The 24,716-nt window shown below is 45.6% G+C and carries 21 protein-coding genes and 1 tRNA gene; 2 read left to right on the top strand and 20 right to left on the bottom strand.

The annotated features are described in order from the left end of the window. Nucleotides 1-13 precede the first annotated feature (13 nt). The gene (locus HFM85_RS05895) at nucleotides 14-325 is read left to right on the top strand and encodes an ArsR/SmtB family transcription factor (protein WP_021976406.1); all 312 of its coding nucleotides are present in this window, start codon (nucleotides 14-16) and stop codon (nucleotides 323-325) included. A 162-nt stretch (nucleotides 326-487) separates the two neighbouring features. Here the strand turns inward: HFM85_RS05895 and HFM85_RS05890 are convergent, their stop codons facing one another. The 17 genes from HFM85_RS05890 to glgB all read right to left on the bottom strand — a co-directional run bounded on the left by HFM85_RS05890 (nucleotide 488) and on the right by glgB (nucleotide 19,413). Beyond that, nucleotides 488-847 (bottom strand): Hpt domain-containing protein, encoded by a 360-nt coding sequence (locus HFM85_RS05890; protein ID WP_173737516.1) that lies wholly within the window; start codon nucleotides 845-847, stop codon nucleotides 488-490. 71 nt (nucleotides 848-918) lie between these two features. Then, nucleotides 919-3,036, bottom strand: a complete 2,118-nt coding sequence (locus HFM85_RS05885) for a glycoside hydrolase family 13 protein (RefSeq protein WP_173737515.1) — start codon at nucleotides 3,034-3,036, stop codon at nucleotides 919-921. 297 nt (nucleotides 3,037-3,333) lie between these two features. Further along, the gene (ftsH, locus tag HFM85_RS05880; RefSeq protein ID WP_195455349.1) at nucleotides 3,334-5,181 is read right to left on the bottom strand and encodes an ATP-dependent zinc metalloprotease FtsH; all 1,848 of its coding nucleotides are present in this window, start codon (nucleotides 5,179-5,181) and stop codon (nucleotides 3,334-3,336) included. A 16-nt stretch (nucleotides 5,182-5,197) separates the two neighbouring features. Continuing rightward, nucleotides 5,198-5,725: a hypoxanthine phosphoribosyltransferase gene (gene hpt / locus HFM85_RS05875; protein ID WP_173737514.1), complete on the bottom strand. Its 528-nt coding sequence runs from the start codon at nucleotides 5,723-5,725 to the stop codon at nucleotides 5,198-5,200. Then, nucleotides 5,722-7,164, bottom strand: coding sequence for a tRNA lysidine(34) synthetase TilS (tilS, locus tag HFM85_RS05870; protein ID WP_173737513.1), 1,443 nt, complete (start codon nucleotides 7,162-7,164; stop codon nucleotides 5,722-5,724). The genes hpt and tilS overlap by 4 nt, the downstream gene beginning before the upstream one ends. Before the next feature lie 34 nt (nucleotides 7,165-7,198). Further along, nucleotides 7,199-8,692 carry a SpoIIE family protein phosphatase gene (locus HFM85_RS05865; protein ID WP_173737512.1) on the bottom strand — a complete coding sequence of 498 codons (1,494 nt, stop codon included), beginning with the start codon at nucleotides 8,690-8,692 and terminating at the stop codon, nucleotides 7,199-7,201. A 120-nt stretch (nucleotides 8,693-8,812) separates the two neighbouring features. Next, complete coding sequence (locus tag HFM85_RS05860; RefSeq protein WP_243251357.1) at nucleotides 8,813-9,127, bottom strand: FtsB family cell division protein; 315 nt, start codon at nucleotides 9,125-9,127, stop codon at nucleotides 8,813-8,815. A 112-nt stretch (nucleotides 9,128-9,239) separates the two neighbouring features. Then, the gene (gene yabP / locus HFM85_RS05855; protein ID WP_173737511.1) at nucleotides 9,240-9,521 is read right to left on the bottom strand and encodes a sporulation protein YabP; all 282 of its coding nucleotides are present in this window, start codon (nucleotides 9,519-9,521) and stop codon (nucleotides 9,240-9,242) included. 89 nt (nucleotides 9,522-9,610) lie between these two features. Beyond that, nucleotides 9,611-9,850 carry an RNA-binding S4 domain-containing protein gene (locus HFM85_RS05850; RefSeq protein ID WP_118062154.1) on the bottom strand — a complete coding sequence of 80 codons (240 nt, stop codon included), beginning with the start codon at nucleotides 9,848-9,850 and terminating at the stop codon, nucleotides 9,611-9,613. Between the two features lie 73 nt (nucleotides 9,851-9,923). Continuing rightward, nucleotides 9,924-10,202, bottom strand: a complete 279-nt coding sequence (locus HFM85_RS05845; protein ID WP_015527117.1) for an HU family DNA-binding protein — start codon at nucleotides 10,200-10,202, stop codon at nucleotides 9,924-9,926. A 69-nt stretch (nucleotides 10,203-10,271) separates the two neighbouring features. Continuing rightward, entirely contained in the window at nucleotides 10,272-10,694 is a 423-nt protein-coding gene (locus tag HFM85_RS05840) for a MazG nucleotide pyrophosphohydrolase domain-containing protein (RefSeq protein WP_173737510.1), read from the bottom strand. Then, nucleotides 10,694-12,430 (bottom strand): phospho-sugar mutase, encoded by a 1,737-nt coding sequence (locus HFM85_RS05835; RefSeq protein WP_173737509.1) that lies wholly within the window; start codon nucleotides 12,428-12,430, stop codon nucleotides 10,694-10,696. Before HFM85_RS05835 ends, HFM85_RS05840 begins: the two co-directional genes overlap by 1 nt. Nucleotides 12,431-12,518: 88 nt before the next feature. Next, nucleotides 12,519-13,502 (bottom strand): protein kinase family protein, encoded by a 984-nt coding sequence (locus HFM85_RS05830; RefSeq protein WP_173737508.1) that lies wholly within the window; start codon nucleotides 13,500-13,502, stop codon nucleotides 12,519-12,521. Between the two features lie 59 nt (nucleotides 13,503-13,561). After that, nucleotides 13,562-14,902: a CCA tRNA nucleotidyltransferase gene (locus HFM85_RS05825; RefSeq protein ID WP_173737507.1), complete on the bottom strand. Its 1,341-nt coding sequence runs from the start codon at nucleotides 14,900-14,902 to the stop codon at nucleotides 13,562-13,564. Nucleotides 14,903-14,906: 4 nt separating this feature from the next. Continuing rightward, nucleotides 14,907-16,346: a proline--tRNA ligase gene (gene proS / locus HFM85_RS05820; RefSeq protein WP_119239096.1), complete on the bottom strand. Its 1,440-nt coding sequence runs from the start codon at nucleotides 16,344-16,346 to the stop codon at nucleotides 14,907-14,909. A 511-nt stretch (nucleotides 16,347-16,857) separates the two neighbouring features. Then, nucleotides 16,858-16,930, bottom strand: a tRNA-Thr gene (locus tag HFM85_RS05815). 83 nt (nucleotides 16,931-17,013) lie between these two features. Then, on the bottom strand, nucleotides 17,014-19,413 hold the full coding sequence (gene glgB, locus HFM85_RS05810) for a 1,4-alpha-glucan branching enzyme (protein ID WP_173737506.1): 2,400 nt from the start codon (nucleotides 19,411-19,413) through the stop codon (nucleotides 17,014-17,016). Nucleotides 19,414-19,634: 221 nt separating this feature from the next. On the opposite strand from glgB, the gene HFM85_RS05805 reads away from it, so the two are divergent. Beyond that, on the top strand, nucleotides 19,635-20,606 hold the full coding sequence (locus tag HFM85_RS05805; RefSeq protein WP_173737505.1) for a carbohydrate kinase family protein: 972 nt from the start codon (nucleotides 19,635-19,637) through the stop codon (nucleotides 20,604-20,606). Nucleotides 20,607-20,792: 186 nt separating this feature from the next. On the opposite strand, the gene HFM85_RS05800 is transcribed toward HFM85_RS05805, so the two are convergent. Genes HFM85_RS05800 through ilvB form a run of 3 tightly spaced genes read right to left on the bottom strand, consistent with a single transcriptional unit; the run spans nucleotide 20,793 to nucleotide 24,713 of the window. Beyond that, complete coding sequence (locus tag HFM85_RS05800) at nucleotides 20,793-21,956, bottom strand: phosphoglycerate dehydrogenase (protein WP_173737504.1); 1,164 nt, start codon at nucleotides 21,954-21,956, stop codon at nucleotides 20,793-20,795. Next, complete coding sequence (gene serC / locus HFM85_RS05795) at nucleotides 21,956-23,038, bottom strand: 3-phosphoserine/phosphohydroxythreonine transaminase (protein ID WP_015527147.1); 1,083 nt, start codon at nucleotides 23,036-23,038, stop codon at nucleotides 21,956-21,958. The genes HFM85_RS05800 and serC overlap by 1 nt, the downstream gene beginning before the upstream one ends. Beyond that, entirely contained in the window at nucleotides 23,031-24,713 is a 1,683-nt protein-coding gene (gene ilvB, locus HFM85_RS05790; RefSeq protein ID WP_173737503.1) for a biosynthetic-type acetolactate synthase large subunit, read from the bottom strand. The genes serC and ilvB overlap by 8 nt, the downstream gene beginning before the upstream one ends. Nucleotides 24,714-24,716: the final 3 nt, after the last annotated feature.

Genomic DNA, 24,716 nt, shown 5'->3' with positions numbered 1-24,716 from the left:
GGAGGATGCGCAAATGAAGAAACCACATATAGATTACCCGATCAACGATGATACACTCTACAGACTTGCGGATCTTTTTAAGGTTTTCGGAGACCCGACAAGAATCCGCATCCTGTACGCACTTTCTGTTGAAGAGCTCTGCGTCCAGGATATCGCAGACAGACTTTCCATGACCCAGAGTGCGATTTCCCATCAGCTCCGTGTACTGAAGCAGATGTCACTGGTCAAGTTCCGCAGAGACGGAAAAACAATTTTTTACTCCCTGGCAGACAGCCATGTGGCAACCATCATGAATCAGGGTCTAGAGCATGTAACAGAAGAATAAAAAAACGGTCTGGCTTTCCCTTTTCCGGGAAATTACCAGACCGGCTTTTTATATCTGCCGGATTCCATTACGGAAGTGTCCGGCAGATTTTTTATTATTCATATTCACGATACACTGCTGCACCGAATAACTGCCTGTCAGTCTGATTCGGCCACGTCATTTTCATTCATTTACACTGTTGATTGCATCCACTGTTTTCTTATATTCAGCAGCTACCTTTCCAAGCAGCTCCGGAAGCCTGGACACATCCGGATTTCCGTTTCGCAGCTCCTCTGTGATATCGCTTGAAACTTTGAAAAGCTGTGTGAAACCAAGATTTGCACATACACCTTTTAAGGTGTGAGCTGCACGGAATGCCTCTTCATAATCCTGTTTTCCCAGAGCATCTTTCAGTAACTGATAGCTTGGATCGTCCAGAAATTTCCGAGCAAATTTCTCAACCAGCATCTTATTTCCTGCAAAACGTCCAAGTACCTCTTCGTAATTGCTTTCGATGGCATTATAGCACTGTTCAATTGTCATTTTTAAATTTCTCCTTTCCGGCCCATCAGATATCTGCCATTATTTCCAGGACAGCTGTCTGATCTTGTGTATTATTTATATTTATCTTTAGCTCCATGATAAAGCACCATGACTCCGTATGCAGGCATTCGTACCTGAAGGATTCCTGCTTCTGCAATATATTCTTCTGCCTCTTCTGTATAGCCGTTTTTAGAGGAAAGCATGATTCTCTGGAAAGCTGCAGCACCTTTACGGCTTACACCTGTTTTCCAGGCTGTCACACGCACGTCCCTCTCATATTCCTGATTATTCAGGATCACTATAATCTGCTCATCATCAGAAAAACGTCCATAGCTTAAGCCCTGATAATCATTCCACAAAAATTCCAGGGATCCTTTTGAAAGGAGCGGATATGCCTTGTGTATACAAATCATCCGCTTGTGGAAATCAAGCATTTCAAGATCTTCTTTTCCCCAGGGGTATGTCCTCCGGTTGTCCGGATCTGTAAATCCGCAGACACCAGCCTCGTCTCCGTAATATACGGTTGGCGCGCCAGGCCAGGTCATCTGGATCACAACAGCCTCTCTCATGATCGCAGGATTGATGTTTGCAGATGCTGCCTCAGCTCCTGCGTAGGAAAGTCTTCCTACCCTGTGGTTCGTTCTTGTGAGGAACCTGGAATGATCGTGATTGGAAAGCTCATTCATAGCCCCGTAAAGAGCTCCCATATGAAGGGAACGCATGTGATGCTTCATAGCCCCGATAAAGGCCTCACTGTTGCCGTAGAGATCTTCTCTGTACTCATCACTGTGCTTCTCCATCCCGGTTAGAAACCAGGTTACAGGCTCCATAAAAGCATCGTAGTTCATCACAGTATCCCACTCATCTCCAAGCAGCCAGCTCTCCGGATTTCCATAATGCTCAGCCAGGATCACTGCTTCCGGATTCGCTTCCCGCACTACTTTGCGAAACTCTTTCCAGAAACGGTGGTTAAATTCATTGCTGTGCCCCAGATCTGCTGCAACATCCAGTCTCCATCCATCTACATTGTAAGGCGGGGAAACCCACTTCTTTCCTACTTCCAGGATTGTTTTACAAAGCTCCTCCGACTCCTCGTAATTCAGCTTGGGCAGAGTATCATGGGTCCACCATCCCTCATAGGAAGGATTGTACGGCCACAAATTCTGATTCTTGAAACAAAAGAAAGAACGGTAAGGGCTGTCTGCTGAAACATAAGCACCTTTCTCATAACCTTCCTGATTTTCATAGATCCGCTCCCTGTCCATCCATTTATTGAAGGATCCGCAGTGGTTGAACACACCATCCAGGATCACTTTCATTCCTCTCCTGTGGATTTCCTCAACAAGCTCCTGAAACAGCTTGTTGCTGGCCTCCAAGTTGCGTTTATCCGTCACACGGCAGATATACTTGGCCGCATGGCTGTTATCCCTGTCTCCCGGGCTTAAAAGGCCGTCACAGTCCTCCACGATCTTCCCGATATGGGGATCGATATGGTCATAATCCTGACAGTCATATTTATGATTGCTGGGTGAAACAAAAACCGGATTCAGATAGATCACGTCCACGCCCAGCTGCTGCAGATAATCAAGCTTATCCATCACGCCCTGGAGATCACCGCCGTAAAATTCCCTGACCCCCATTACTGCAGGTATTTTTTCCCAGTCATCTACTTTCACAGAAATATCTCCAATATAAGAGTATTCTGCTGTCTCCACATCATTAAAAGGATCTCCGTTATAAAACCGATCTACATAGATCTGGTACATTACCGCACCTTTCAGCCACTCCGGCACATGATAATCCGGATAGATCTCAAACTCAGTCCGTTCTTCATGTCTGGTACTGACACCATTGGTATCATAATAACAGGTAACAAGACCTGAATGGATCTCAAAATAATACCGCAGGATATCGGTTCCCATTACAACCTGTGCAGTATAGTAATCAAAGCTTCCCGATGTCTTCTCATGTTTCATTTCCAGATATTCTCCGTCATGCACAAGACAGACATTGTCCACATTATTACGCTGTGTCCTGAAACGGATCGTAACCGTATCGCCCACATCAGGCTCCACCGGTGTCCGGTAATATTCGGTTCCGTCACTGAACATTGCGTCTTTATTTAATACCGGACTCATATTGAGTATATACTGCATTTTTTTTGTAGTCTCCATGCTTTCATGTAACATTCTATTTTCCTCGCTCCGTTTTTAGCACTCATATTTAGTATATTAGCGTAATTTTTTATATCCTGCAAGCATTCCTGCCTTTGTTTTTCTTATCTTCCCACTCATATCTTTTTATATTTTTTTACAGTAAAAAAGACAGCTGGTTAGGCTGCCTTTTTTGGAGAAGGTATTTCTTCTTATGGGGTGTAGCAAAAACTATATAATGTATTGGGGGGTTTTTACGGTATATATAGTACCATGCGTCCACCAAAAAGTGTGCACAAAGTTCACAAAATTCAATATGTTTTTTTGTGCATTTTATTCGTTAATTTCTGCAACCCCATTTTTTTCTGTTGTAAAAAGTGCTTCAAACTCCTCACGATGTACTTTTTCCTTCTCAAGAAGAAGGGCTGCACAGCCATGAAGAACATCCATGTGCTCACGGATAATGCTCTCAGCTTTCTCGTGGCACTCGCTGATAATACGGGATATCTCAGCATCGATCTCTCTTGCTACTTCTTCGCTGTAGCCTCTTGTATGCGCCAGGTCACGGCCGATAAATACCTCATCATCGTCATTTCCATAGGCAATCAGACCGATTTTCTCAGACATACCATATTTCATGACCATGGAGCGTGCGGTCTCTGTTGCTCGCTTGATGTCATTGGAAGCACCTGTTGTGATATCACCGAAAATGATCTCCTCAGCCACACGTCCTCCTAGAAGTGTGGTGATATCCTCCAGCATCTTATTCTTTGTGTTGAACATCTCATCATTATCCGGCAGCGGCATGGTGTATCCTGCTGCTCCCATACCTGTCGGGATGATGGAAATGGTATAAACCGGATCCATATGAGGAAGAACATGGAAAAGAATCGCGTGTCCTGCTTCGTGGTACGCTGTGATCTTCTTCTCCTTGTCAGAAATCACCTTGCTCTTCTTCTCTGCTCCGATTCCAACTTTAATGAATGCTGCCTTGATATCTTTCTGCATGATATACGGGCGGCTCTCCTTAGCTGCGTCAATGGCTGCCTCATTGAGAAGGTTCTCAAGGTCAGCACCTGTAAATCCTGCAGTTGTCTGGGCGATCTGACGAAGATTCACATCATCTCCCAGCGGTTTATCCTTGGCATGTACCATCAGAATCTCTTCTCTTCCCTTGACATCCGGACGGCCAACACCTACTTTACGGTCAAACCGTCCAGGACGGAGAATTGCCGGATCCAGGATATCCACACGGTTGGTCGCTGCCATTACGATAATTCCTTCATTTACACCAAAACCATCCATCTCAACAAGAAGCTGGTTCAGTGTCTGCTCTCTCTCATCGTGTCCACCGCCCATACCGGTTCCTCTCTGGCGGGCAACTGCATCGATCTCATCGATAAAGATGATACACGGTGCATGACGTTTGCCTTCCTCAAAAAGATCTCTTACACGGGAAGCACCGACACCGACAAACATCTCCACAAAATCCGATCCGGAAATAGAGAAAAACGGTACGCCTGCTTCTCCTGCAACAGCTTTTGCCAGAAGGGTCTTACCGGTTCCCGGAGGGCCCACAAGAATTACTCCTTTCGGGATTCTGGCTCCGACTTTTGTATATTTCTGCGGAGATTTCAGGAAGTCAACTACCTCCTCCAGATCCTCTTTCTCCTCCTGGAGACCTGCAACATCCTTGAATGTTACTTTCTTATCGTCAGGGGAAGACATTCTGGCTCTGCTTTTTCCGAAATTCATCATCTTCGCATTGCTTCCGCCGCCACCGGACATCTGACGGTTCATCATCATAAAGAAAAAGATGAGGATAGCTCCTGTCAGTACGACCGGAAGAACAGTTCCGATCATAGAACTGTCTCTTGGTACATTGCGGATGGTTGGATCAATGTCATATTTCTCAAGAAGTTCCTCTGCTTCTTTTACATCGGTTACATAGACTGTCTTCTGACCGTCTGAAACAATGTTTGCTGTTACATAACCGGTGGGCACTTCTCTGTTCTGATGGATCACAGCATCCGTCACCTTGTCTTCTTCCAGGGCCTTCTCCAGCTGTCCCATTGTGTAGCTTCCCTGGGTCGATACCTGGTCATTGAGATACAGATATCCTGCGATCAGCGCCACAATAAGCAGAAAGTACAGGCCTATCTTACCTGAATGCTTGCTCACTTGGTTAAATCTCCTTTCAGTCCTCCAGCTCCACTACTCCGATGTAAGGAAGGTTTCTGTATTTCTGGGCATAATCAAGTCCATAACCAACTACAAACTCATCCGGAATGTTGAAGCAGCAGTAATCTACCTCTACATCTGTCACACGTCTCTCCGGCTTGTCAAGAAGTGTACAGAGTTTAATACTGGCCGGGTGTCTGCCCTTTAAGATACGCAGCAGATAACTTAATGTTCTTCCGGAGTCAATGATATCCTCCACGATCAGAACATCCCTGCCTTCCAGCGGCTGGTCAAGATCCTTGACGATCTTTACAACTCCGCTTGATTTCGTGTCATCGCCATAGCTGGATACAGACATGAAATCCAGAGTTACCGGGCGTGTGATCCTCTTGGCAAGCTCACACATAAAGAAAACGCCACCCTTCAGTACACAGATCATGTGTACTTCCTTGCCTTCATAATCTTTGTTGATCACATCTGCAACTTCCTGGATACGGGCATCTACCTCTGCTTCACTGAGTAAAACTCTGATTTTTTCGCTCATGCTAAAACTCCTCCTTGGTAATGTAATTCCAACACTCTCCCTGTAGTGGAAGTGATCTTATACTGTTCGTTCATCCGTCCTCCCGGGATCCAGAGAATCTCGCTGCCTGCTGCAACAACAGGAATCTTATCTCTTAAGCTTGCCGGGATCTTCTCATCAATAAAGATCCGGTTCAGTTTCTTCCTGCCACCCTCACGGTTCACAACAAGGAAATCACCCTGTCTTCTGGTTCTAACGCATGGACTATTTTTTATTTTATCATAATCAAACCATTTCGTACACTTTTTTTCTTCAATCTTCTGTTTCTTATAGGAAAAAATTTTTGCTTCGAAGATGCCAAACGGGCATTCCAGACTTCCAGGTACCGGAATTTCCCAGAAATCTTCTGCAGGATATTTCTCTCTTTTTACAAGGGATTCTGTACTCTCCGGGGCTTTCCGCGGAACTGTCTTTCCCAGATGGACACCTTCGTACTGCCGGACTGCATAAAGATTCTGCGGGAGCCTTATATAACGGCCGATTCCTTTCTCTGAAACAGACAGCACCTGTTCCACATGAAGGGCAGTAAAATCTTTTCTTTTTCCTGCCAGCTTTCCGAAGGCTTCCAATACTGCATACTCCTGAATGATCTGATCCTCCCTGAAAAACTCCCCCTCAAAAAGATATCCGTCTTTTCTTTCACATCCGGATAAAAGCCGGCTGCCTTTTTCCAAAAGATAATGGTCTGCCGCTGCCAGCATCCTGGCTGTTTCTGCCATATGTTCCACTGCTCTTGGATTGATTTCCTTCTCCATGGCAGGCAAAACATGATGGCGGATCCTGTTTCTGGTGTATTCATCCGACAGATTGGTGCTGTCCGTGATATATGAAATCCCCTTCTCTTTCAGATAATTGACAATTTCCCGGCGTTCTAAACATAAAACCGGACGGATGATCCCATCACCGCAGGGACGGATTCCCGCGAGACCGCGAAGACCTGTTCCTCTGGCCAGGTGATGGAGCATGGTTTCTGCCAGATCATTGCGGTTGTGGGCCAGTGCCACAAGAAACTGCGGCTGGTCTTCCGCCTTCTGTTCCGGAAATCCCATTCTTTCTCTCTCCCTGAAAAAAGCCTGCTTCCGGACAATCCTTCCGGTTTCCTCCTCTCCAAGCTTCCATTCCTTCGCAAGCTCCGGAACCGGATAGTGATACACCTCAAAAGGGATCTCCCATTCTTCGCAGATTTTTCTCACCATGGATTCGTCTCTGTCTGCCTCTTCACCACGGATTCCATGATGGATATGGACAGCCTCCAGCTCGAAGCCCATATCATGCTGAATGCACTTCAGGATATGGAGCATGGCAATGGAATCTGCACCGCCGGACACTCCTGCAGCCACCATATCCCCTGCCTTCAGCATATGATTTTCTCTGATATATTTCTTTACACGTTCGATCATTTCTTCTTATATCGTCCTTCTGTATAAAAAACTTCTATTTCTTCCACAGTCCTGCCACAACAACTGTCATGTCATCCCTGGCACGGTAATCGCTGTATCCAAGAACCCTCTCCAGGATTCCCCTCCCCATCTCCTTAGGCTCTTTTTCCCGGACATCCATGATGATCTCCTTCATGGTCTCCTCCTCCCGCTCAGCCGGAAGTGCATCGAGAACACCGTCTGTCATCATGATCAGATAATCCCCATGATAAAGTTTTCTTGAGGCTGTGTCAAAATCCAGCTGCTGCACAAGTCCTGCTGCCAGACTCTCTGATGCAATGGATTCCACCCAGTGATCTCGCTTGATAAAAGTAGACGAAGCTCCTGCCTTGAGAAAATTGCAGATTCCTGTATACAGATCCACAGCACAGATATCCACTGTGGAAAACATCCCTTCCCTGCCCTTCAAAAGCAATGCGGAATTCACCATTCTGGCTGCTGTTTCCTGAGAAAGCCCTGATTCCATAAACTGTTCCAGAAGTTCCACAACAATCTCACTCTCCTTGAAAGCTTCCATCCCGGACCCCATTCCATCGGAAAGGCAGAGAAAAAATCTTCCATCTTCTTCCTGTCGGCAGATATAATTATCTCCGGAAACCTTCTCCTGTTCTCTTGTAATCCTGGCCACTCCATAAAGCATCTGATAGCTCACATCTTCCACAAAATGCACAGTATGGAATTCTCCGTTCACAATGCTTCTGCTGCCCTGTTCCGGAGTCATGGGACTTCCGCAGATTCTTGACAGGATCTGGGAGCTCTCTGCCATGGAAATGCACTGGCCGCTCCTGGCTCTCATATTAAGAAAAACCTGGCGTCTTCCTTCGATCTTGTCCATGACCCAAACATGGCGGATGATCACATGTTTTTTTCGAAAAGCTTTTCTAAGATCTTCCTGAAACTGCGGATCTGCAGGCATGATATCATAAAGCTCCTCTGCCATATGATCCATGATCCTGGATATCTCCGTAAGCTGCTGCGCTACTGCCAGCCGGCTTTCAATCATACGGTTGTCCCATACAAGATTCTGCCGTTCTTCCCTGAATTCTTCCCCCATCACCTGAAAATACTGGGATGATTTTCCGCAGACTCCCATCCATTCACTGCGTACCTGGCGGATAGCCTCCTCATCTCCTTCTTCCATAGTGCGTATCAGGTTTTCACTGCAGCGCATGGTATCACCGGCACGTTCTCCCCAGCAGATCTCTCTCTGATAGCATCTGGAACATACTGTCTGGCTGGTATCTGAGATAATCCGGTTCAGCTGTCCGCTGCTCAAAAATTCCTTGCGGTACGGCATGCCGTAAAAAGTATCTGCCAGCTTACGAAGTGATGCTGCATACCTCTCCACCTTCTCCTTCTGGGGATGGCTTTCACCCAGCGGCATGATTTCTTCTTTTTCGTGCTTTTTTCCCGAAAAGACAGTTTTTGCCATGTCCCGGATCATCAGCAGTATGCTGATTACGAGCATGGCAATTATCCATTCCTGCATATTCTCCCCTCCCCTGATAGCCTTCACTGACTGATTATTATAAAGGAGGTTTTATGAAATATCTGTCAAAGCTGCACGAAAACCAGAAAAAACTTTTCACCAAAATACGAAATATTTCGGCTATTTCTCTTCCTGGAATACGATCTCGTTATCTTTCACAAGACCAAGCTTCTCCCTGGCTGCTTCTTCCACATATTCATCTGTCTTCATGTATTCTTTCTCAGCATCGATCTCCTTGGTACGATCTTTCTCGCTCTCAATAGATTTCTCCAGTGCGGACGCCTTGGAATTATAATAATCCAGACGGTTCTGAAGCGTTCTGGCCTGCATCATAAGGCTTCCAAGCATAACCAGTGCAATGACTGTAATTCCCATCATGCCGAGATAATTGTATCCGATTTTTCTCTTTCCTTTTCCCTTCCCTGGCTTCTTCAATCTGTCTGCTCCTTTTTCATTTATATCTGCATCGTTTCCTTTTTCTGAGCTTACATATCCAGATTTTACATCTTCTGCAAAGAAATATCAACCAGTTTGCCGTCTTTTTTCTTCAGCGAAACAGCCTTTTTAAAAGGGACTCTTCTTTTTTATCTTTTTTTCTGCCAGGATAGCTGAGACTGTCGATTCTTCCTTCCAGACTGATCTCCCCGCTTTCCAGGTCAAGGTGTTTTACATGGAGTGCTTCACCCTTTATGTCCAGTTTTCCCTCTTCTGTATTCAGCAGTATTTCTTTTTCGTCAAAAGAGATCACCTCTCGGATTCCTGTGATTGTACCGCCTTTTTGCCTCTCCAGCATCAGTCTGTGAAGTGATGCAGATTTCTTCTCGTCCAACTCCAGCCTCCCAAGCGCGATTTCTCTTTTATTTTATGAAAAAGGCTGCCGGAATAGAACATTCTGCCTGACTGACAGCTTTCCCTTCATCAGATGTAGCGGAACATACTCTCCACTTCGTCTTTCTTTACAGTATCTTTCACCTCCAGAACTTCCACCTTTACATTCCGGCTTCCGAACTGGATCTCAACTGTGTCGCCGGTCTTCACCTGAACAGATGCCTTGGCCGGTTTGTCATTAACCAGAACTCTTCCCGCATCGCATGCTTCATTAGCTACTGTGCGACGTTTGATCAGACGGGATACCTTCAAATATTTGTCAAGACGCATATTTTTTCCTCCTAAAAAAGCAGGGGAAACCAAAATCCGGTTCCCCCTGCCGTTATCACTCTGAACTAACAGATTATTTACCGTTGACAACGTCCTTTAAAGCTTTTCCAGCTTTGAATTTCGGAGACTTGGAAGCCTCGATTGTCATGGTCTCACCAGTCTGAGGATTTCTTCCCTCTCTTGCAGCTCTTGTGCTGACTTCGAAAGTTCCGAATCCAACCAACTGAATCTTCTCGCCCTTTTTCAGCTCATCAGTTACAACATCGATAAAAGATTTCAGAACAGCTTCTACATCTTTCTTGGAAAGATTGGTATCTTTCGCCATAGCTGCTACTAATTCTGTTTTATTCATGGTGTTTCCTCCTAATAATTGATGTTCTCTTATTTTTTGGCTTTGCTTTATATATATAACCCTTTTGACTTATAATGTCAAGGTTTTTCGCGTATTACAGGCGTTTTCTCCGATTTTTTCCCGCTTTTTCAGCTCATCCCAGGAAAGGCTGCAGGCTTCTTTATCTTCCGGGAAAAATATCTTGGGATGACGGAATTTCATCTTGTCTGCAACGCCGCTGATCACATCATCTACGGTGAACGCTCCCTCTTCACGGGCGATCTCACTCTGAAGGATAACCAGCATCAGAAGATCTCCAAGCTCCTCGCAGAAATTGTCACTGTCCCCGGTGTCCCGGAAGTGATCAATACCTTCCAGAACTTCCTCAGTCTCATTGACCAGACATTCTTTCAGGCTCTCGTGGGTCTGTACACTGTCCCACGGACAATCTCTGCGAATCCGCTTTATGATGTCAACAAGTTCTTCGAATGTGTATCTGTCCTGTTCTGCCATTATTTCATGGAATCTACCATTGCAAGAACAGCCTTGCCCATTGCATCCGATTTCTCGTCTGCATCTGCAAGGGATGTTCCCTTAACGCCATAGTAGAATTTAACCTTCGGCTCTGTTCCGGACGGTCTTACGCAAACCCATGCATCGTCTGTAAGCTCATAGTAGAGAACATTGGAATTCGGAAGACCTGTAGGTTTCTTCTCGCCTGTTGCAAGATCTGTGATCTCGTCAAGCTTATAGTCACGGACAGCTGTTACCTTATGTCCGGCAAACTCTGCCGGCGGGTTCTGGCGAAGAGTTGTCATGATCTCCTGGATTTTCTGAAGTCCCTCGATACCTTTCATGGTAACTGCCTGAATAGCATCCTTGTAGTATCCGAACTCCTCGTACATGTCGATCATTGCATCCCAGAGAGTCTTGCCCTGAGTCTTATAATAAGCTGCTGCCTCGCAAAGTGCCATAGTTGCAACAATGGCATCTTTATCTCTTGCGTAAGTTCCGATCAGGCAGCCGTAGCTCTCCTCAAATCCGAAAAGATATGTACCCTTACCGCTGTTCTCAAATCCAAGAATCTGCTGTCCGATATATTTGAATCCCGTAAGTACTTCGATCAGTTTTACGTTGTATCCCTTGGCAATAGCATCTGCCAGGTTAGTTGTAACGATTGTCTTTACAAGGGCTCCGTCTTCAGGAAGGCTTCCGTTTACAGCCTTTCTCTGGCTCAGCTCATAGTTTGCAAGAAGGCATCCGGACATATTTCCGGTAAGATCATGGTACTCGCCATTCTTATCTTTTACGCGGACGCCAAGGCGGTCTGCATCCGGGTCTGTTGCAAGTACAATGTCTGCATCAACTTCTTTTGCAAGCTTCAGGCCAAGTTCAAATGCCTCTGCTGCCTCCGGGTTCGGATAGCTTACTGTCGGGAAATCTCCGTTCGGAAGCTCCTGCTCCGGTACTACGTATACGTTTTCAAATCCAAGCTCTTTGAGGATTCTTCTGGCCGGGATATTACCGGTTCCGTGAAGCGGTGTGTAAACGATCTTAAGGTTCCTGCCCTCTGCCTCGATGGCGTCCATATGGATGATCTGTTTCTTAAGCTCTGCCATATAAGCATCGTCAACAGCCTGTCCGATCACCTCGAAAAGTCCTGCCTTCACTGCTTCTTCTTTATCCATTGTCTTCACTGTGTTCCAGTCAGAGATTGCTTTTACCTCGCCCATGATTCCTGAGTCATGAGGCGGTGTGATCTGTGCGCCGTCCTCCCAATAAACCTTGTATCCGTTGTATTCCGGCGGGTTATGGCTGGCTGTTACGTTGATACCTGCAACACATCCCAGATGACGTACTGCAAAAGAAAGCTCCGGTGTCGGGCGAAGTGTCTCAAAGATATAAGCCTTGATTCCGTTAGCTGCCAGACAAAGTGCTGCTTCCTGAGCAAACTCCGGTGACATATGACGGGAATCATATGCAATGGCAACACCCTGGGATTTCTTGTCTACTTTAGCAATGTAGTTGGCAAGACCCTGTGTAGCTCTTCTTACAACGTAAATATTCATACGGTTGGTTCCCGCGCCAATGATACCGCGCAGGCCTGCCGTACCAAACTCAAGATCCATATAAAAACGCTCTTTGATCTCGTTCTCGTCGTCTTTAATTGCTTTCAGCTCATCTTTTGTTGTCTCGTCAAAGTATGGGTTTTCAAGCCACTGATTATAGATTTCCTTATAATCCTCCATGTTTCAAAGTACCTCCCTGTTTCTCATATACTGTACTCAATATTATATTACAGTTTTCTGAAAAATGGAAGTTTTGTTTTTGCCTTATTCAGAATAACTCCTGCACGAAGCACTGTCCTGAAAAACTTTCCCACTGCTCTTTCTGACGGATCATCATGCGCAGCTTTTCCACATTTTTCCCGGAAACTACCACCTTATTGTGGGTGTAATAATGATTGGCAAGCTTCCAGTATTTTTCCGGATAGAAAAAACGAACTTTCAGGTTCTGCCATTCTGACTTTGAGATCGGACGCACTGCATTATAAGATGAGAGCATTTTTTCCGCCATACGGGGATCCCAGCTGTATTTCTCCAGTATCTTGCGCATAAATCGGTAAAGATCTGCCATCTGCACGTCAAAACTCCAGTGGCCGAAATTGGTCACAGCTGCATTTCTGCCTAAGATCAGCACATTGTGCTGGTTGAACTCTCCATGACAGATACAGCCTGCACGCAAAGCTTGTTCCCTGAGCCTGTCATAATCCGTTGTCTTAAGCATGGAAACTGCCTCTTCGCCTTTTTCCAGAAACCATTCCACACTCCGGAGGTAATCTTTTTCGAAAGGATTGGATGCCCCTTTCTTTCGGATAAAGCTGCGTATCTTACGGAGTTCCTGGTTGTGGCGGATGTATTCATCTTTCAAGTCTCGTCCTGTATAATCCTTCTCCAGCGGGAGCTGCATTTTTCTGTGGATCTCTGCCAGTATGCGCACACTTTTCAGGATATCAGCTTCTGATTTTGTGTCACATTCCCGTCCGTCAAACCAGATCTGTGCAGTATAGGGTATGGAATCTTTGTCCCTGCTTACCAGCGCGCCTTCTTGATTTTCCAGAAATGTATCAACATGGCAGCCCTCATTCTGAAGTTTCATAAGAAGCATCTGCTGCACGGCAAGCTTTTTTTCTGATCCGTGGAATTCCCGCAGGATCACAGGGCCTTTTTCTGTCCTGCACAAAAGCGCACCTCTTACCCTGCCGGAGATTGAAGCAGTAAGCCCATACTGCTCCAGTACGCTCAGACCATAATCGTACAAACAATTTCCCCCCTGCCTTATTTTACGTTCTATCTTATGCAGGGGGGAAATTTGTTATTCTATTCGGTTTTTATGCTATCTTTTTCTGCTGCTTCAAGAAGTTTTTCTTTTGTATTAAGGGAAGGATCTTCCAATACACTGTCAAGAAGCTTTTCCAGAAGATCTCCCAGTTCCGGTCCTGCCGGGTGTCCGGCATTTATCAAATCTTTTCCGGTGACTGCCAGGGTCTTCAGAGATGTACACTCGCCTCTTTTAAGGATCTCCTGATAAGTTTCTGTCACGCCGTTCAGACGTGCCAGCTTTTCCTCTCTTTTATACATACTCTGTGATAAAAGATCTGCCCTCTGTACTTTCAGATACAGTGGAAAAAGCTCCTCTCCAATAAGGTTCACGGATCTTCTCACATCCTCAGCTGACGGAGTCGGGCGAAGATCATGGTACCGGATCAGGCGACAGGTGTTTCGAATTGTTGCATTGTCAAATTTCAGTCGGCGCAGGATCTTTCCTGCCAGCTTCTCGCCTGCCGGTCCATGAGTCTTGAAGTGGTCTCTACCGTTCTCATCAGTCTTTTTCACAACAGGTTTCGCAATGTCGTGAAGAAGCATGGTGATACGGAGAAGCCGGTCATTTTCAATCTCTGTAAGGCTTTTCAGAATGTGCTCACCCACTGTATAGCAATGATGCGGAGTGTTCTGCTTTGTCTCCATACAGGCATCAAATTCCGGAAGAAATTCCCGGGTCAGGCCTGTCTCCCATGCTGTGCGAAGATAGTCCGGATGATCGGATACCAGCAGCTTCACAAGCTCTGTCTGGATACGTTCTGCGCTGACATGCTCCAGGTTTCCTGCCATTCGCGCCAGTGCCGCCTTCGTATTCTCCTCCACTGTAAAACCAAGCTGTGCAGAAAAGCGTACTGCGCGGAGCATCCGAAGGGCATCTTCTGTAAAACGCTCCACCGGATTTCCCACACAGCGGATGATCTTCTGATCAATATCTTCCATTCCGCCAAACAGATCCACCAGTCCATGTTCCGGATGATAAGCCATTGCGTTGATGGTAAAATCTCTTCTCTTAAGATCTTCCTCAAGGCTTCTGGTAAATGTCACTGCATCCGGATGGCGGCCATCATGATATTCTCCGTCCACACGGTAGGTTGTCACCTCGAAGCCTTCTTTATCCATCATCACTGTTACGGTTCCATGCTGGATCCCTGTGTCCACGGTTCTGTGAAAAAGTTCCTTCACCTGCTCCGGAAGTGCGGAGGTTGTGATGTCCCAGTCTCCCGGCACTCTGCTCAGCATGGAATCCCGGACGCAGCCACCGACAACGTAGGCCTCATAGCCGGCAGCATTCAACGTACGCAGGATCTGTGCTGCCTTTTGTGGTATATTTATTGTCATAAATTTAATATGCACGTCCCCAGTAAACCATCTTCTTAGCCGGTTTTCCGCAGCATACGCAAACATCGCTTAACTGCTCCTGCTCAAATGGCATACATCTGGATGTTGCCTGGAAATCTTCTTTGATCTTGTCCTCGCATGCACGGTCGCCGCACCACATAGCTTTGATAAAGCCTGGCTTGCTGTTGATGATCTCGCCGAACTCTTCATAATTCTTTGCTACGTAAGTATGTGACTCTCTGTGTGCACGTGCGCGCTCCAGCATATCATGCTGAATAGTATCCAGAAGCTCTTTTACCTTATCTGCAAGCTCCTCGAAGGATACTGTATATTTCTCACGGGTATCTCTTCTGCAGAGAACTGCCTGACCGTTCTCAATATCTTTCGGTCCGCACTCAACACGAATCGGAATACCACGCATCTCCTGCTCAGCGAATTTGAATCCCGGGCTCTTGTCTGTAGCGTCAACTTTTGCACGGATTCCTGCTGCTTTCAGTGCTGCAAGAAGCTCATCGGCTTTCTCCATAACGCCCTCTTTACGCTGCTGGATCGGAATGATCACAGTCTGCACCGGAGCAATTCTCGGAGGAAGAACAAGACCGCTGTTATCGCCGTGTACCATGATGATGGCACCGATCATACGTGTTGTCATTCCCCAGGATGTCTGGTGAACATATTTCAGTGTGTTGTCTTTATCTGTGTACTGGATTCCGAATGCTTTCGCAAAACCATCTCCGAAGTTATGGCTTGTACCGGACTGAAGAGCTTTTCCATCGTGCATCAGGGACTCAATAGTATAAGTAGCCTCAGCACCTGCAAATTTCTCTTTATCTGTCTTCTGGCCTTTGATAACCGGAATTGCGAGAACTTCCTCACAGAAATCTGCATAGATATTCAGCATCTGGATGGTACGCTGTTCAGCTTCCTCAGCTGTTGCATGTGCTGTATGTCCTTCCTGCCACAGAAACTCTCTGGAACGAAGGAACGGACGTGTTGTTTTCTCCCAGCGGACAACAGAGCACCACTGATTATATACCTTCGGAAGATCTCTGTGGGACTGGATTTCTTTCTGATAGAAATCGCAGAACAGAGTCTCAGAAGTCGGACGCACACAAAGTCTCTCCTGAAGCGGATCAAGACCGCCATGAGTAACCCATGCAACCTCCGGAGCAAAACCTTCTACATGATCCTTTTCTTTATCAAGAAGAGACTCCGGGATAAAGATCGGCATGTAAACATTCTCTACGCCGGTTTCTTTAAATCTGCGGTCAAGCTCATGCTGGATATTCTCCCAGATCGCATAACCTGCCGGTTTGATCGCCATACATCCTTTAACACTTGTATAGCCGCAAAGCTCAGCCTTCTTAACAACGTCTGTATACCACTGAGCAAAATCCTCATCCATAGACGTGATGGCCTGTACTAATTTCTTTTCTTTTGCCATGATAAATCTCCTTTTTCTTGTGATCTAAAACAAATCGCCGACTGCTGCCCAGCCGCCAATAATCCGGAATCCATCCGGCCACTCTTCCATCCCATAAACCGTACATCATATCACAGTCCCGTTTTACGGACAAAAAAATAAGCCCTCCGAATCCCTCACAAGGGACCGAATGACTTCGGCGGTACCACCCCAGTTAACAGCCGAAAAAGCTGCTCTCTCAATACCCGTTAACGCCGGAAACACACGCCACGCTTCAATCACGCAGAGCTCCGAGGCCGGTTCCACAGTTAACCTGACAGGACTCTCACACCACCATCTGACTCTCATCAGCTGGGAATCCCTCTCTGCGACATATCCCTGTGTACTATTCTCATCATCGCCGTATCTTCGTCCATTTTAGGCGAAAATCCCGACAATGTCAACCCCAAAGATCAAGGATTTACTTCTTCTTTTTATACGAAAAACCCGGTATCCCTGACTTTCTCAAAGATACCGGATCTCCTATCAGTTAAGCTGGAAATGAGACTCGAACTCACGACCCCTTCATTACGAGTGAAGTGCTCTACCGACTGAGCTATTCCAGCCTGTGATAAACACAACTGATATTATACCTGATTTTATAAAAAATGCAAGTGTTTTTCCAGAATCTTGCCAGATTATTTCGCCATCATTTCTTTCTGGAGGTTACTTTCTTTACTGCATCTTTTACTGCTGATGTTGTTTCTGCTGCTGTTTCCCTGACTCTTTTCACTGCACTGGTTACTGTTTTTTCTGCCGTTTTCTCCGCTGATCTCATATCTGCTTTCTGCTTCATATTTCTTTCCGGGATTTTCGGAACTGATGCTTTTGATCTGGATTTCGGTATTTTTGCATTGGATCTCTTTGTTGTTCTGCTTTTTCCGGATGCAGTCTTTACAATTTTTTTATCTTCTTTTGTGTGTTTTGGTGCTTTTGATGTTTTTCTCTGCACTGTTTTCTTCTCAGGTGTACAGATGAATACAGCCACACCATATGCCGGAAGTTTCAGTTTCAGAGAATATTCACGGTTGTCACATTCTGTATCTGCACAAGACTTTGCCCTGACATTTACCACACCCTTGCCGCCATATTTTCCGCTATCGCTGTTTAAGATTTCCTTATATTTTCCTTTAAAAGGAACTCCCACCTGATAGCTGTCGTAGGAAACCGGTGAGAAATTGCACACTGCAAGAAGGGTTTCCTCCGGCTTCTCTGTTTTTCTCAAAAATGCAACGATATTCTCATCAGAATCTGTAAACCGGATCCATTCAAAACCGTCAGAATTACCATCCATTGCATACAGTGCTGGATTTGTTCTGTAAAGCTCATTCAGATCATGAATGTACTCTTTCAGCTCCGGCTGGATATCAGAATCCGGTGCAGTCATCTTTATTCCCGGATGAAGGATAAGATAAGCATATGCTTCACGTAGCTGTGCGTTTTTCTCTTTCAGAGTTCCCGGAAGTTTTTCCAGAAATTCAGCGGTAGTACCTACGTCCCTTTTTCCCAGGGTAAGTACATAATGTTCACTGTAGGCATACATCATGGAAAGAGTCATCTGGTCATAATGCTCATGTCTCCTCACAGGCTCTGTTTCCATATATGTGAGAAGATCCCTTGTCCATCCACCGCTCCATTTATAATCAAAGCCAGGATGATCATTCTCCACACTGTCTGTAAGCTGCGGCCATAAACCATCCTCCTGAGCGATCATAAGAACCCCCGGATTCCGTTTCTTTACAATGGAATTCAGATGCTTGATAAATTCCAGTGCCTGAAGATTCTCACCGGAACCATAGATATTAGGAGTCCACTGGCCTGCCTCCCTTCCGAAATCCAGATACAGCATGGCATCCACATCATCCAGACGGAATCCGTCCACATGAAATTCATCCAGCCAGAAAAACGCATTGGACAGCAGAAAATTTCTCACCATCGGGCTTCCGTAATTATAAAGCATGGTTCCCCACATCGGATGCACAGCCATAGCCGGATCCTGCACTTCATAAAGCGGTGTTCCGTCAAACTTCTCAAGTCCTGCATCAAAACGCGGGAACTGTGCAGGTGCCCAGTCAAGTATCACACCGATCCCGGCCTGATGGAGTTCCTCCACAAGTACGCGGAAATCCTCTACTGTACCAAAACGTGTTGTCACAGAATAGTATGCAGAAGTAGAATAACCACCTGATTTCTGATCCAGATATTCCATGACCGGATGTAATTCCACATGTGTATAGCCGGTTTCTTTTACGAAATTTACAAAATCAATGTTATTTTTCCATGCAGTGATATCTGTCTCATAAACAGATACCGGAATTTCGCGGCTTTCATATTTTACACGTTCCTTCATCCACACATCATCCTGCCAGGAAAAATCTCCCAGCTCTGTCACAACGGAGATCACGGAAGGCGGTTCCTGCGTACCGTTTCCATAGGGATCTGATTTTCGCCGGATATTCCCTCCTTTGACTTTGATCTCATATTGATAAGCACTTCCTGCCTTCACTCCCGGAACAAACAGTTCAAAGATACCTGACATTGGCATGCGGTGCATTGGCAGACGCCGTCCATCCCATCTGTCAAAATCTCCCACTACACTGACACGTATCGCATTCGGTGCCCAGACAGCAAAATAGGTTCCCTGTACACCACCGCAGTTCCCAGGATGCGCACCCAGCTTCTGATAAGCTTTGTAATAAACACCTGCACAGAAGGCTTTCTCCTCTTCTTCTGTAATCTGGCAAGGACATTCATATGCATCATAAAAAGTTTCCTTCATGTTTCCTCTTGTTACGCGGAAGCGATATTCCGGAATTCTTTTCAGAGGGATCATCACTGCATAATATCCCGCTTCATCTTCCAGTGTCATTGGATAGACTTTTTTTCCAACTAATACTTCCGCTGCTTCTGTTCCCGGAAAAAATCCCTGGATCAGCACACCGTCTTCCGTCACCCTGGGCTGCATCACATCCCTTGGCGCAGCTTCCTCACCATAAACAATTGCCTCGATTCGGGGCCAATCCATATATTCATACGCTTTATCAGCCATAATCGTCTCCTCCGTCATTTTTGTTGTTTTATAGACTCAGTTTATCACTTTTTTACAGAAAAATAAAGATTACCATCATTAATCTTCGCAAAAAAATATACAAGTAACCGGTAACAGAATAGAAAATAAATGAATTTGGTTCTTCCCAAAACCACTTTCAGCGATTATAATATGAACCAGAAATATGAAGCACATAATAAAATTATCAGGAGGAAACATAAATGGAAAACAGACTGTATGATGTAACAGCTCTCGGCGAGCTTCTGATCGACTTTACAGAAAACGGCGAAAGTTCCCAGGGAAATCCAACTTTCGAGGCCAATCCTGGTGGGGCTCCGTGCAATGTTCTTGCCATGCTGAACCGTCTTGGTAAAAAGACTGCCTTTATCGGAAAAGTAGGTAATGATATGTTTGGCAAACAGCTTAAAAGTGCTGTCGAAGAATGTGGAATCGATACCAGAAATCTTGTTATGGATGATGAAGTGCATACAACTCTTGCTTTTGTACATACTTATCCGGATGGAGATCGTGATTTCTCTTTTTACCGTAATCCGGGTGCTGATATGATGCTTACCAAGGATGATGTGGATGCTGATCTGATCCGCAATTCCAGAATTTTCCATTTCGGTACTCTTTCTTCTACTCATGAGGGAGTTCGTGAAGCTACCCGTTATGCCCTTGATGTGGCAAAAGAAGCCGGATGTATCATCACCTTCGACCCAAATCTTCGTCCTCCTCTCTGGAAGGATCTTGACGATGCACGGAGAGAAATCGAATATGGAATGGAAAGATGTGATGTTCTGAAGATTTCTGACAATGAAGTGGAATTTCTCTTTGACACCACTGATTATGATAAGGGTGCTGCCCTGATCGAAGAGAAATATCATATTCCGCTTGTTCTGATCACCATGGGTAAAGATGGAAGCAGAGCTTACTATCGCGGACGTAAAGTGGAAGCTGCTCCGTTCCTTCAGGAGCATACGATTGAAACTACTGGTGCTGGAGATACTTTCTGTGCAAGTACATTGAATTATGTGCTGGAGCACGGGCTTGAGGATCTCACAGATGAGAATCTCTGTGAGCTGCTTACTTTTGCAAATGCAGCAGCTTCTCTTATCACTACCAAGAAGGGTGCTCTTCGTGTAATGCCTGAGAAGGATGAAATTCTTAACTTCATCGCATTGCGCAAATAGAGTTATCAGTTCTTGAAAAGCTAAGGAAAACCGCAAAAGAGCGAGAGAGAAAGACGTTCGGAATTACAAGTCATACTTCTCTCGGCTCCTTTGCGGTTTTCATTTTTTTCCAAAAAAACGCTGCATCCCGTTCACCACAAACGAAACACAGCATTTTTCAAAAAATCATTCTAAAATCTTGTTACTTTACTTAACAACACGCACCCTGTACATGCCCTCAATCTCCTTGAGTTCATCAAGTGCTTTCGCAGAAGCCGCACTCTCAAGATCAATAAGAGTATAAGCAAACTCCCCTTTACTCTTATTGGTCATATCCGCAATGTTCAGTCCCTCAGATCCGAGGATCTTGGTTACCTGGCTGATCATATTCGGTGTGTTGCTGTGTGCAAGAGAGATTCTTCCAACAGCTACACAGGTACCCATATCACAGTTCGGATAATTCACAGAATTCCTGATATTACCATTCTCAAGGTAATCACGGATCTCTTTCACAGCCATCTCCGCACAGTTCTCCTCAGACTCCTCAGTAGAAGCACCAAGATGCGGAGTTACCAGAATACCTTCGCGTCCTGCAACTGTCTCATTGGCAAAGTCAGTCACATATTTCTTAACCTTACCGCTCTCTACAGCCTCGATCAGCGCATCCTCATCAACAAGAAGATCTCTTGCAAAATTCAGCAGAACCACTCCGTCCTTCATCTTGTCGAAAGCTTCTTTATTGATCATCTTCTTTGTACTGTCAAGAAGCGGAACATGAATGGTGATATAATCACACTGGCTGTAAATCTCGTCCAGGCTCTTGCTGTGTTTAATGGTTCTGGAAAGGTTCCATGCTGCATCGATGGAAAGATACGGATCATAGCCATAAACTTCCATTCCAAGACCGCATGCTGCATTGGCAACCATGGCTCCGATTGCTCCAAGACCGATGATACCAAGCTTTTTGCCACTAATCTCGCAGCCTGCGAACTGTTTTTTCTGCTTCTCGGCAAGTTTGCCGATATGCTCTTTATCTTTCTCCTGTGCAACCCACTCGATGCCGCCAACGATATCTCTGGATGCAAGCAGCATACCTGCAAGTACAAGCTCTTTTACGCCGTTTGCATTTGCTCCAGGTGTGTTGAATACAACAACACCTTTCTCTGCATACTCTTTAACCGGGATATTGTTGACACCTGCACCTGCACGTGCAACTGCACAAACACTCTTCGGAAGCTCCATATCGTGCATTTTTGCACTTCTTACAAGAATAGCATCACACTGATCTGCACTCTCTGTTTTTTTGTAATTGTCGCCAAAAAGTTTAAGTCCCTTCTCAGCAATAGGATTCAGGCAATGATACTGGAACATTATGCATTTTCCTCCTCGAATTTTTTCATGAATGCAACCAGCGCCTCTACGCCGGCCTTCGGCATAGCATTATAGATGCTGGCACGCATTCCGCCAACTGTACGGTGTCCTTTCAGGTTTACAAGGCCTGCTTCTGTTGCCTCTTTGACAAACTTCGCATCCATTTCCTTGTCTCCTGTTACAAACGGAACGTTCATAAGAGATCTGTCTTCCGGAACTACAGTTCCTTTGAACAGTTTGCTGGAATCCAGGTAATCATAAAGGATTTTTGCTTTCTCCTCATTGCGCTGTTTCATCACTTCCAGACCGCCCATCTTCTTCAGCCATTTAAATACTTTTCCGCATACATAGATGCAGTAAGCATTCGGTGTGTTGTAAAGAGATCCTGCGTCTGCATGTGTCTTATATGTAAGCATGGTCGGTGTGCCCGGAAGAACGTCCTCTGTGATCAGATCCTCACGGATGATAACGATAACCATACCTGCCGGTCCGATGTTCTTCTGAACACCACCGTAAATAATACCGTATTTGCTTACATCAACCGGCTCAGACAGGAAGCAGGAGGATACGTCTGCTACCAGAGTCTTGCCTTTTGTGTTTGGAAGTTTTTTGAATTTAGTACCATAAATGGTGTTGTTCTCACAGATGTATACGTAATCTGCATCCGGGCTGATCGGCAGATCACTGCAGTCCGGGATATAACTGAAGGTTTTATCCTCAGAAGATGCGATCTTGTTTGCTTTTCCGTATTTCTGAGCTTCCTGATAAGCTTTCTTTGCCCACTGACCTGTTACGATATAATCTGCAACCTTGTTTTTCATAAGATTCATCGGGATCATGGCAAACTGCTGGGATGCTCCTCCCTGGAGGAAAAGTACCTTGTAATTATCCGGGATGTTCATAAGCTCGCGGAGATCTTTCTCTGCTGTATCAATGATCTCCTGGAAAGCTGCACTTCTGTGACTCATTTCCATAACGGACATTCCAGTGCCGTTATAGTCCATCATCTCATCAGCTACTTCTTTGAGTACTTCCTCCGGAAGCACTGCCGGTCCGGCAGAAAAATTATACACTCTACTCATGTTTCTTCATATCCTCCTCGTCAAATACATCATCTAGATTCGCACCAGCCGGTACCATCGGGAACACACTCAGATCCTGATCGATCCAGCAATCCAGAACGACAGGTCCCTCTGCTGCCAGTGCCATCTTAAGTGCAGGTTCCACATCCTCCATTTTTGTCACACGAATGGCTTTTGCACCCAGTGCCTCCGATAATTTCACAAAATCAACGGCGTCATCCAGTACTGTGGAAGAGTATCTCTTTCCATAGAAAAGCGTCTGCCACTGACGCACCATTCCCAGTACATGATTGTTCATAACAATCTGGATCAGCTGTCTGCCACAGCGTGCAGCTGTTGCCAGCTCATTCATATTCATACGGAAGCATCCGTCACCTGCTATATTTACAACTATTTTTTCCGGTCTGCCCATCTTCGCGCCAATTGCAGCGCCAAGGCCGTAACCCATGGTTCCAAGTCCACCGGAAGTAAGAAGCGTTCTCGGCTCTTTATATTTATAATACTGTGCCGCCCACATCTGATGCTGTCCGACCTCTGTGGAGATGATGGCATCACCGTTTGTCAACTCATAAAGCTTCTCTATAATATATGGTCCAGTAAGCTGTGTGTGATCATAATTCAGCGGATATTTTGCTTTCAGGTTCTGGATATGAGCAACCCAATCCGGATGTTCTTTCTCCTGAATTTCCTCAAGAAGACGTTTCAGAACTTCTTTCACATCTCCGATCACGCTTGCATCCACTGTGATATTTTTGTTGATCTCAGCTGCATCCACATCAATCTGAAGGATCTTTGCATTATGTGCAAAAGTCTTCGTATTTCCTGTTACACGGTCACTGAATCGTGCTCCGAGAACGATCAGAAGGTCACATTCTGTTACACCAAGGTCGGAAGCTTTTGTTCCGTGCATTCCTACCATACCTGTGTAGAGAGGATCTTCTCCCGGGAAAGTTCCCTTGCCCATCAAAGTATCACAAACCGGAGCCTGGATCCTATGTGCAAGTTCACGTACTTCTTTATCTGCGCCTGCGATCACACAGCCACCGCCTACGAAAATAAACGGTTTCTCTGCTTCTCTGATCATTTCCAGTGCCTGGTCCATATCTTCTTTACGGATATTCCTGACCTCACGGTTGACTGTTGCAGGACGAACTGGCTCGTATTCATATTTCATTCCTGTGATATCCTTCGGAACATCCACAAGAACAGGACCAGGTCTTCCGCTTTTTGCAATATAGAATGCTCTTCTCAACGTGTCTGCAAGATCTTCAATATTTTTTACAATGAAGCTGTATTTTGTCACAGGCATTACGATCCCTGCGATATCAACCTCCTGGAAAGAATCTCTTCCCAGGAGTGGCCTTCCTACATTTGCAGTAATGGCTACCATGGGTACGGAGTCCATGTATGCAGTAGCAATTCCTGTTACCAGGTTGGTGGCTCCGGGACCGGATGTTGCCAGGCAGACACCTACCTTTCCGGTAGCTCTCGCATAGCCGTCAGCAGCATGAGATGCCCCCTGCTCATGGGAAGTCAGTACATGCGTGATCTCATCTTTGTATTCATATAAGGCATCGTAAACATTCAGTATCGCGCCGCCCGGATATCCAAATACGGTGTCAACGCCCTGTTCTTTCAGACATTCTACGATGATCTCTGCACCTGTAAGCTGCATGTC

The organism is Blautia schinkii, assembly GCF_013304825.1.
Taxonomy (GTDB): domain Bacteria; phylum Bacillota; class Clostridia; order Lachnospirales; family Lachnospiraceae; genus Blautia_A; species Blautia_A schinkii_B.
Note: the sequence above shows the minus strand (reverse complement) of the source record. Positions and strands in the feature narration are given on the sequence as shown.

Bases quoted from the DNA above. Each gene is read 5' to 3' on its own strand.
- HFM85_RS05895 (WP_021976406.1), top strand. From the start codon at position 14: ATGAAGAAACCACATATAGATTACCCGATCAACGATGATACACTCTAC.
- HFM85_RS05890 (WP_173737516.1), bottom strand. From the start codon at position 847: ATGACAATTGAACAGTGCTATAATGCCATCGAAAGCAATTACGAAGAG.
- HFM85_RS05885 (WP_173737515.1), bottom strand. From the start codon at position 3,036: ATGTTACATGAAAGCATGGAGACTACAAAAAAAATGCAGTATATACTC.
- hpt (WP_173737514.1), bottom strand. From the start codon at position 5,725: ATGAGCGAAAAAATCAGAGTTTTACTCAGTGAAGCAGAGGTAGATGCC.
- tilS (WP_173737513.1), bottom strand. From the start codon at position 7,164: ATGATCGAACGTGTAAAGAAATATATCAGAGAAAATCATATGCTGAAG.
- HFM85_RS05865 (WP_173737512.1), bottom strand. From the start codon at position 8,692: ATGCAGGAATGGATAATTGCCATGCTCGTAATCAGCATACTGCTGATG.
- HFM85_RS05850 (WP_118062154.1), bottom strand. From the start codon at position 9,850: ATGCGTCTTGACAAATATTTGAAGGTATCCCGTCTGATCAAACGTCGC.
- HFM85_RS05845 (WP_015527117.1), bottom strand. From the start codon at position 10,202: ATGAATAAAACAGAATTAGTAGCAGCTATGGCGAAAGATACCAATCTT.
- HFM85_RS05840 (WP_173737510.1), bottom strand. From the start codon at position 10,694: ATGGCAGAACAGGACAGATACACATTCGAAGAACTTGTTGACATCATA.
- HFM85_RS05835 (WP_173737509.1), bottom strand. From the start codon at position 12,430: ATGGAGGATTATAAGGAAATCTATAATCAGTGGCTTGAAAACCCATAC.
- HFM85_RS05825 (WP_173737507.1), bottom strand. From the start codon at position 14,902: ATGACAATAAATATACCACAAAAGGCAGCACAGATCCTGCGTACGTTG.
- proS (WP_119239096.1), bottom strand. From the start codon at position 16,346: ATGGCAAAAGAAAAGAAATTAGTACAGGCCATCACGTCTATGGATGAG.
- glgB (WP_173737506.1), bottom strand. From the start codon at position 19,413: ATGGCTGATAAAGCGTATGAATATATGGATTGGCCCCGAATCGAGGCA.
- HFM85_RS05805 (WP_173737505.1), top strand. From the start codon at position 19,635: ATGGAAAACAGACTGTATGATGTAACAGCTCTCGGCGAGCTTCTGATC.
- HFM85_RS05800 (WP_173737504.1), bottom strand. From the start codon at position 21,956: ATGTTCCAGTATCATTGCCTGAATCCTATTGCTGAGAAGGGACTTAAA.
- serC (WP_015527147.1), bottom strand. From the start codon at position 23,038: ATGAGTAGAGTGTATAATTTTTCTGCCGGACCGGCAGTGCTTCCGGAG.
- ilvB (WP_173737503.1), bottom strand. From the start codon at position 24,713: ATGCAGCTTACAGGTGCAGAGATCATCGTAGAATGTCTGAAAGAACAG.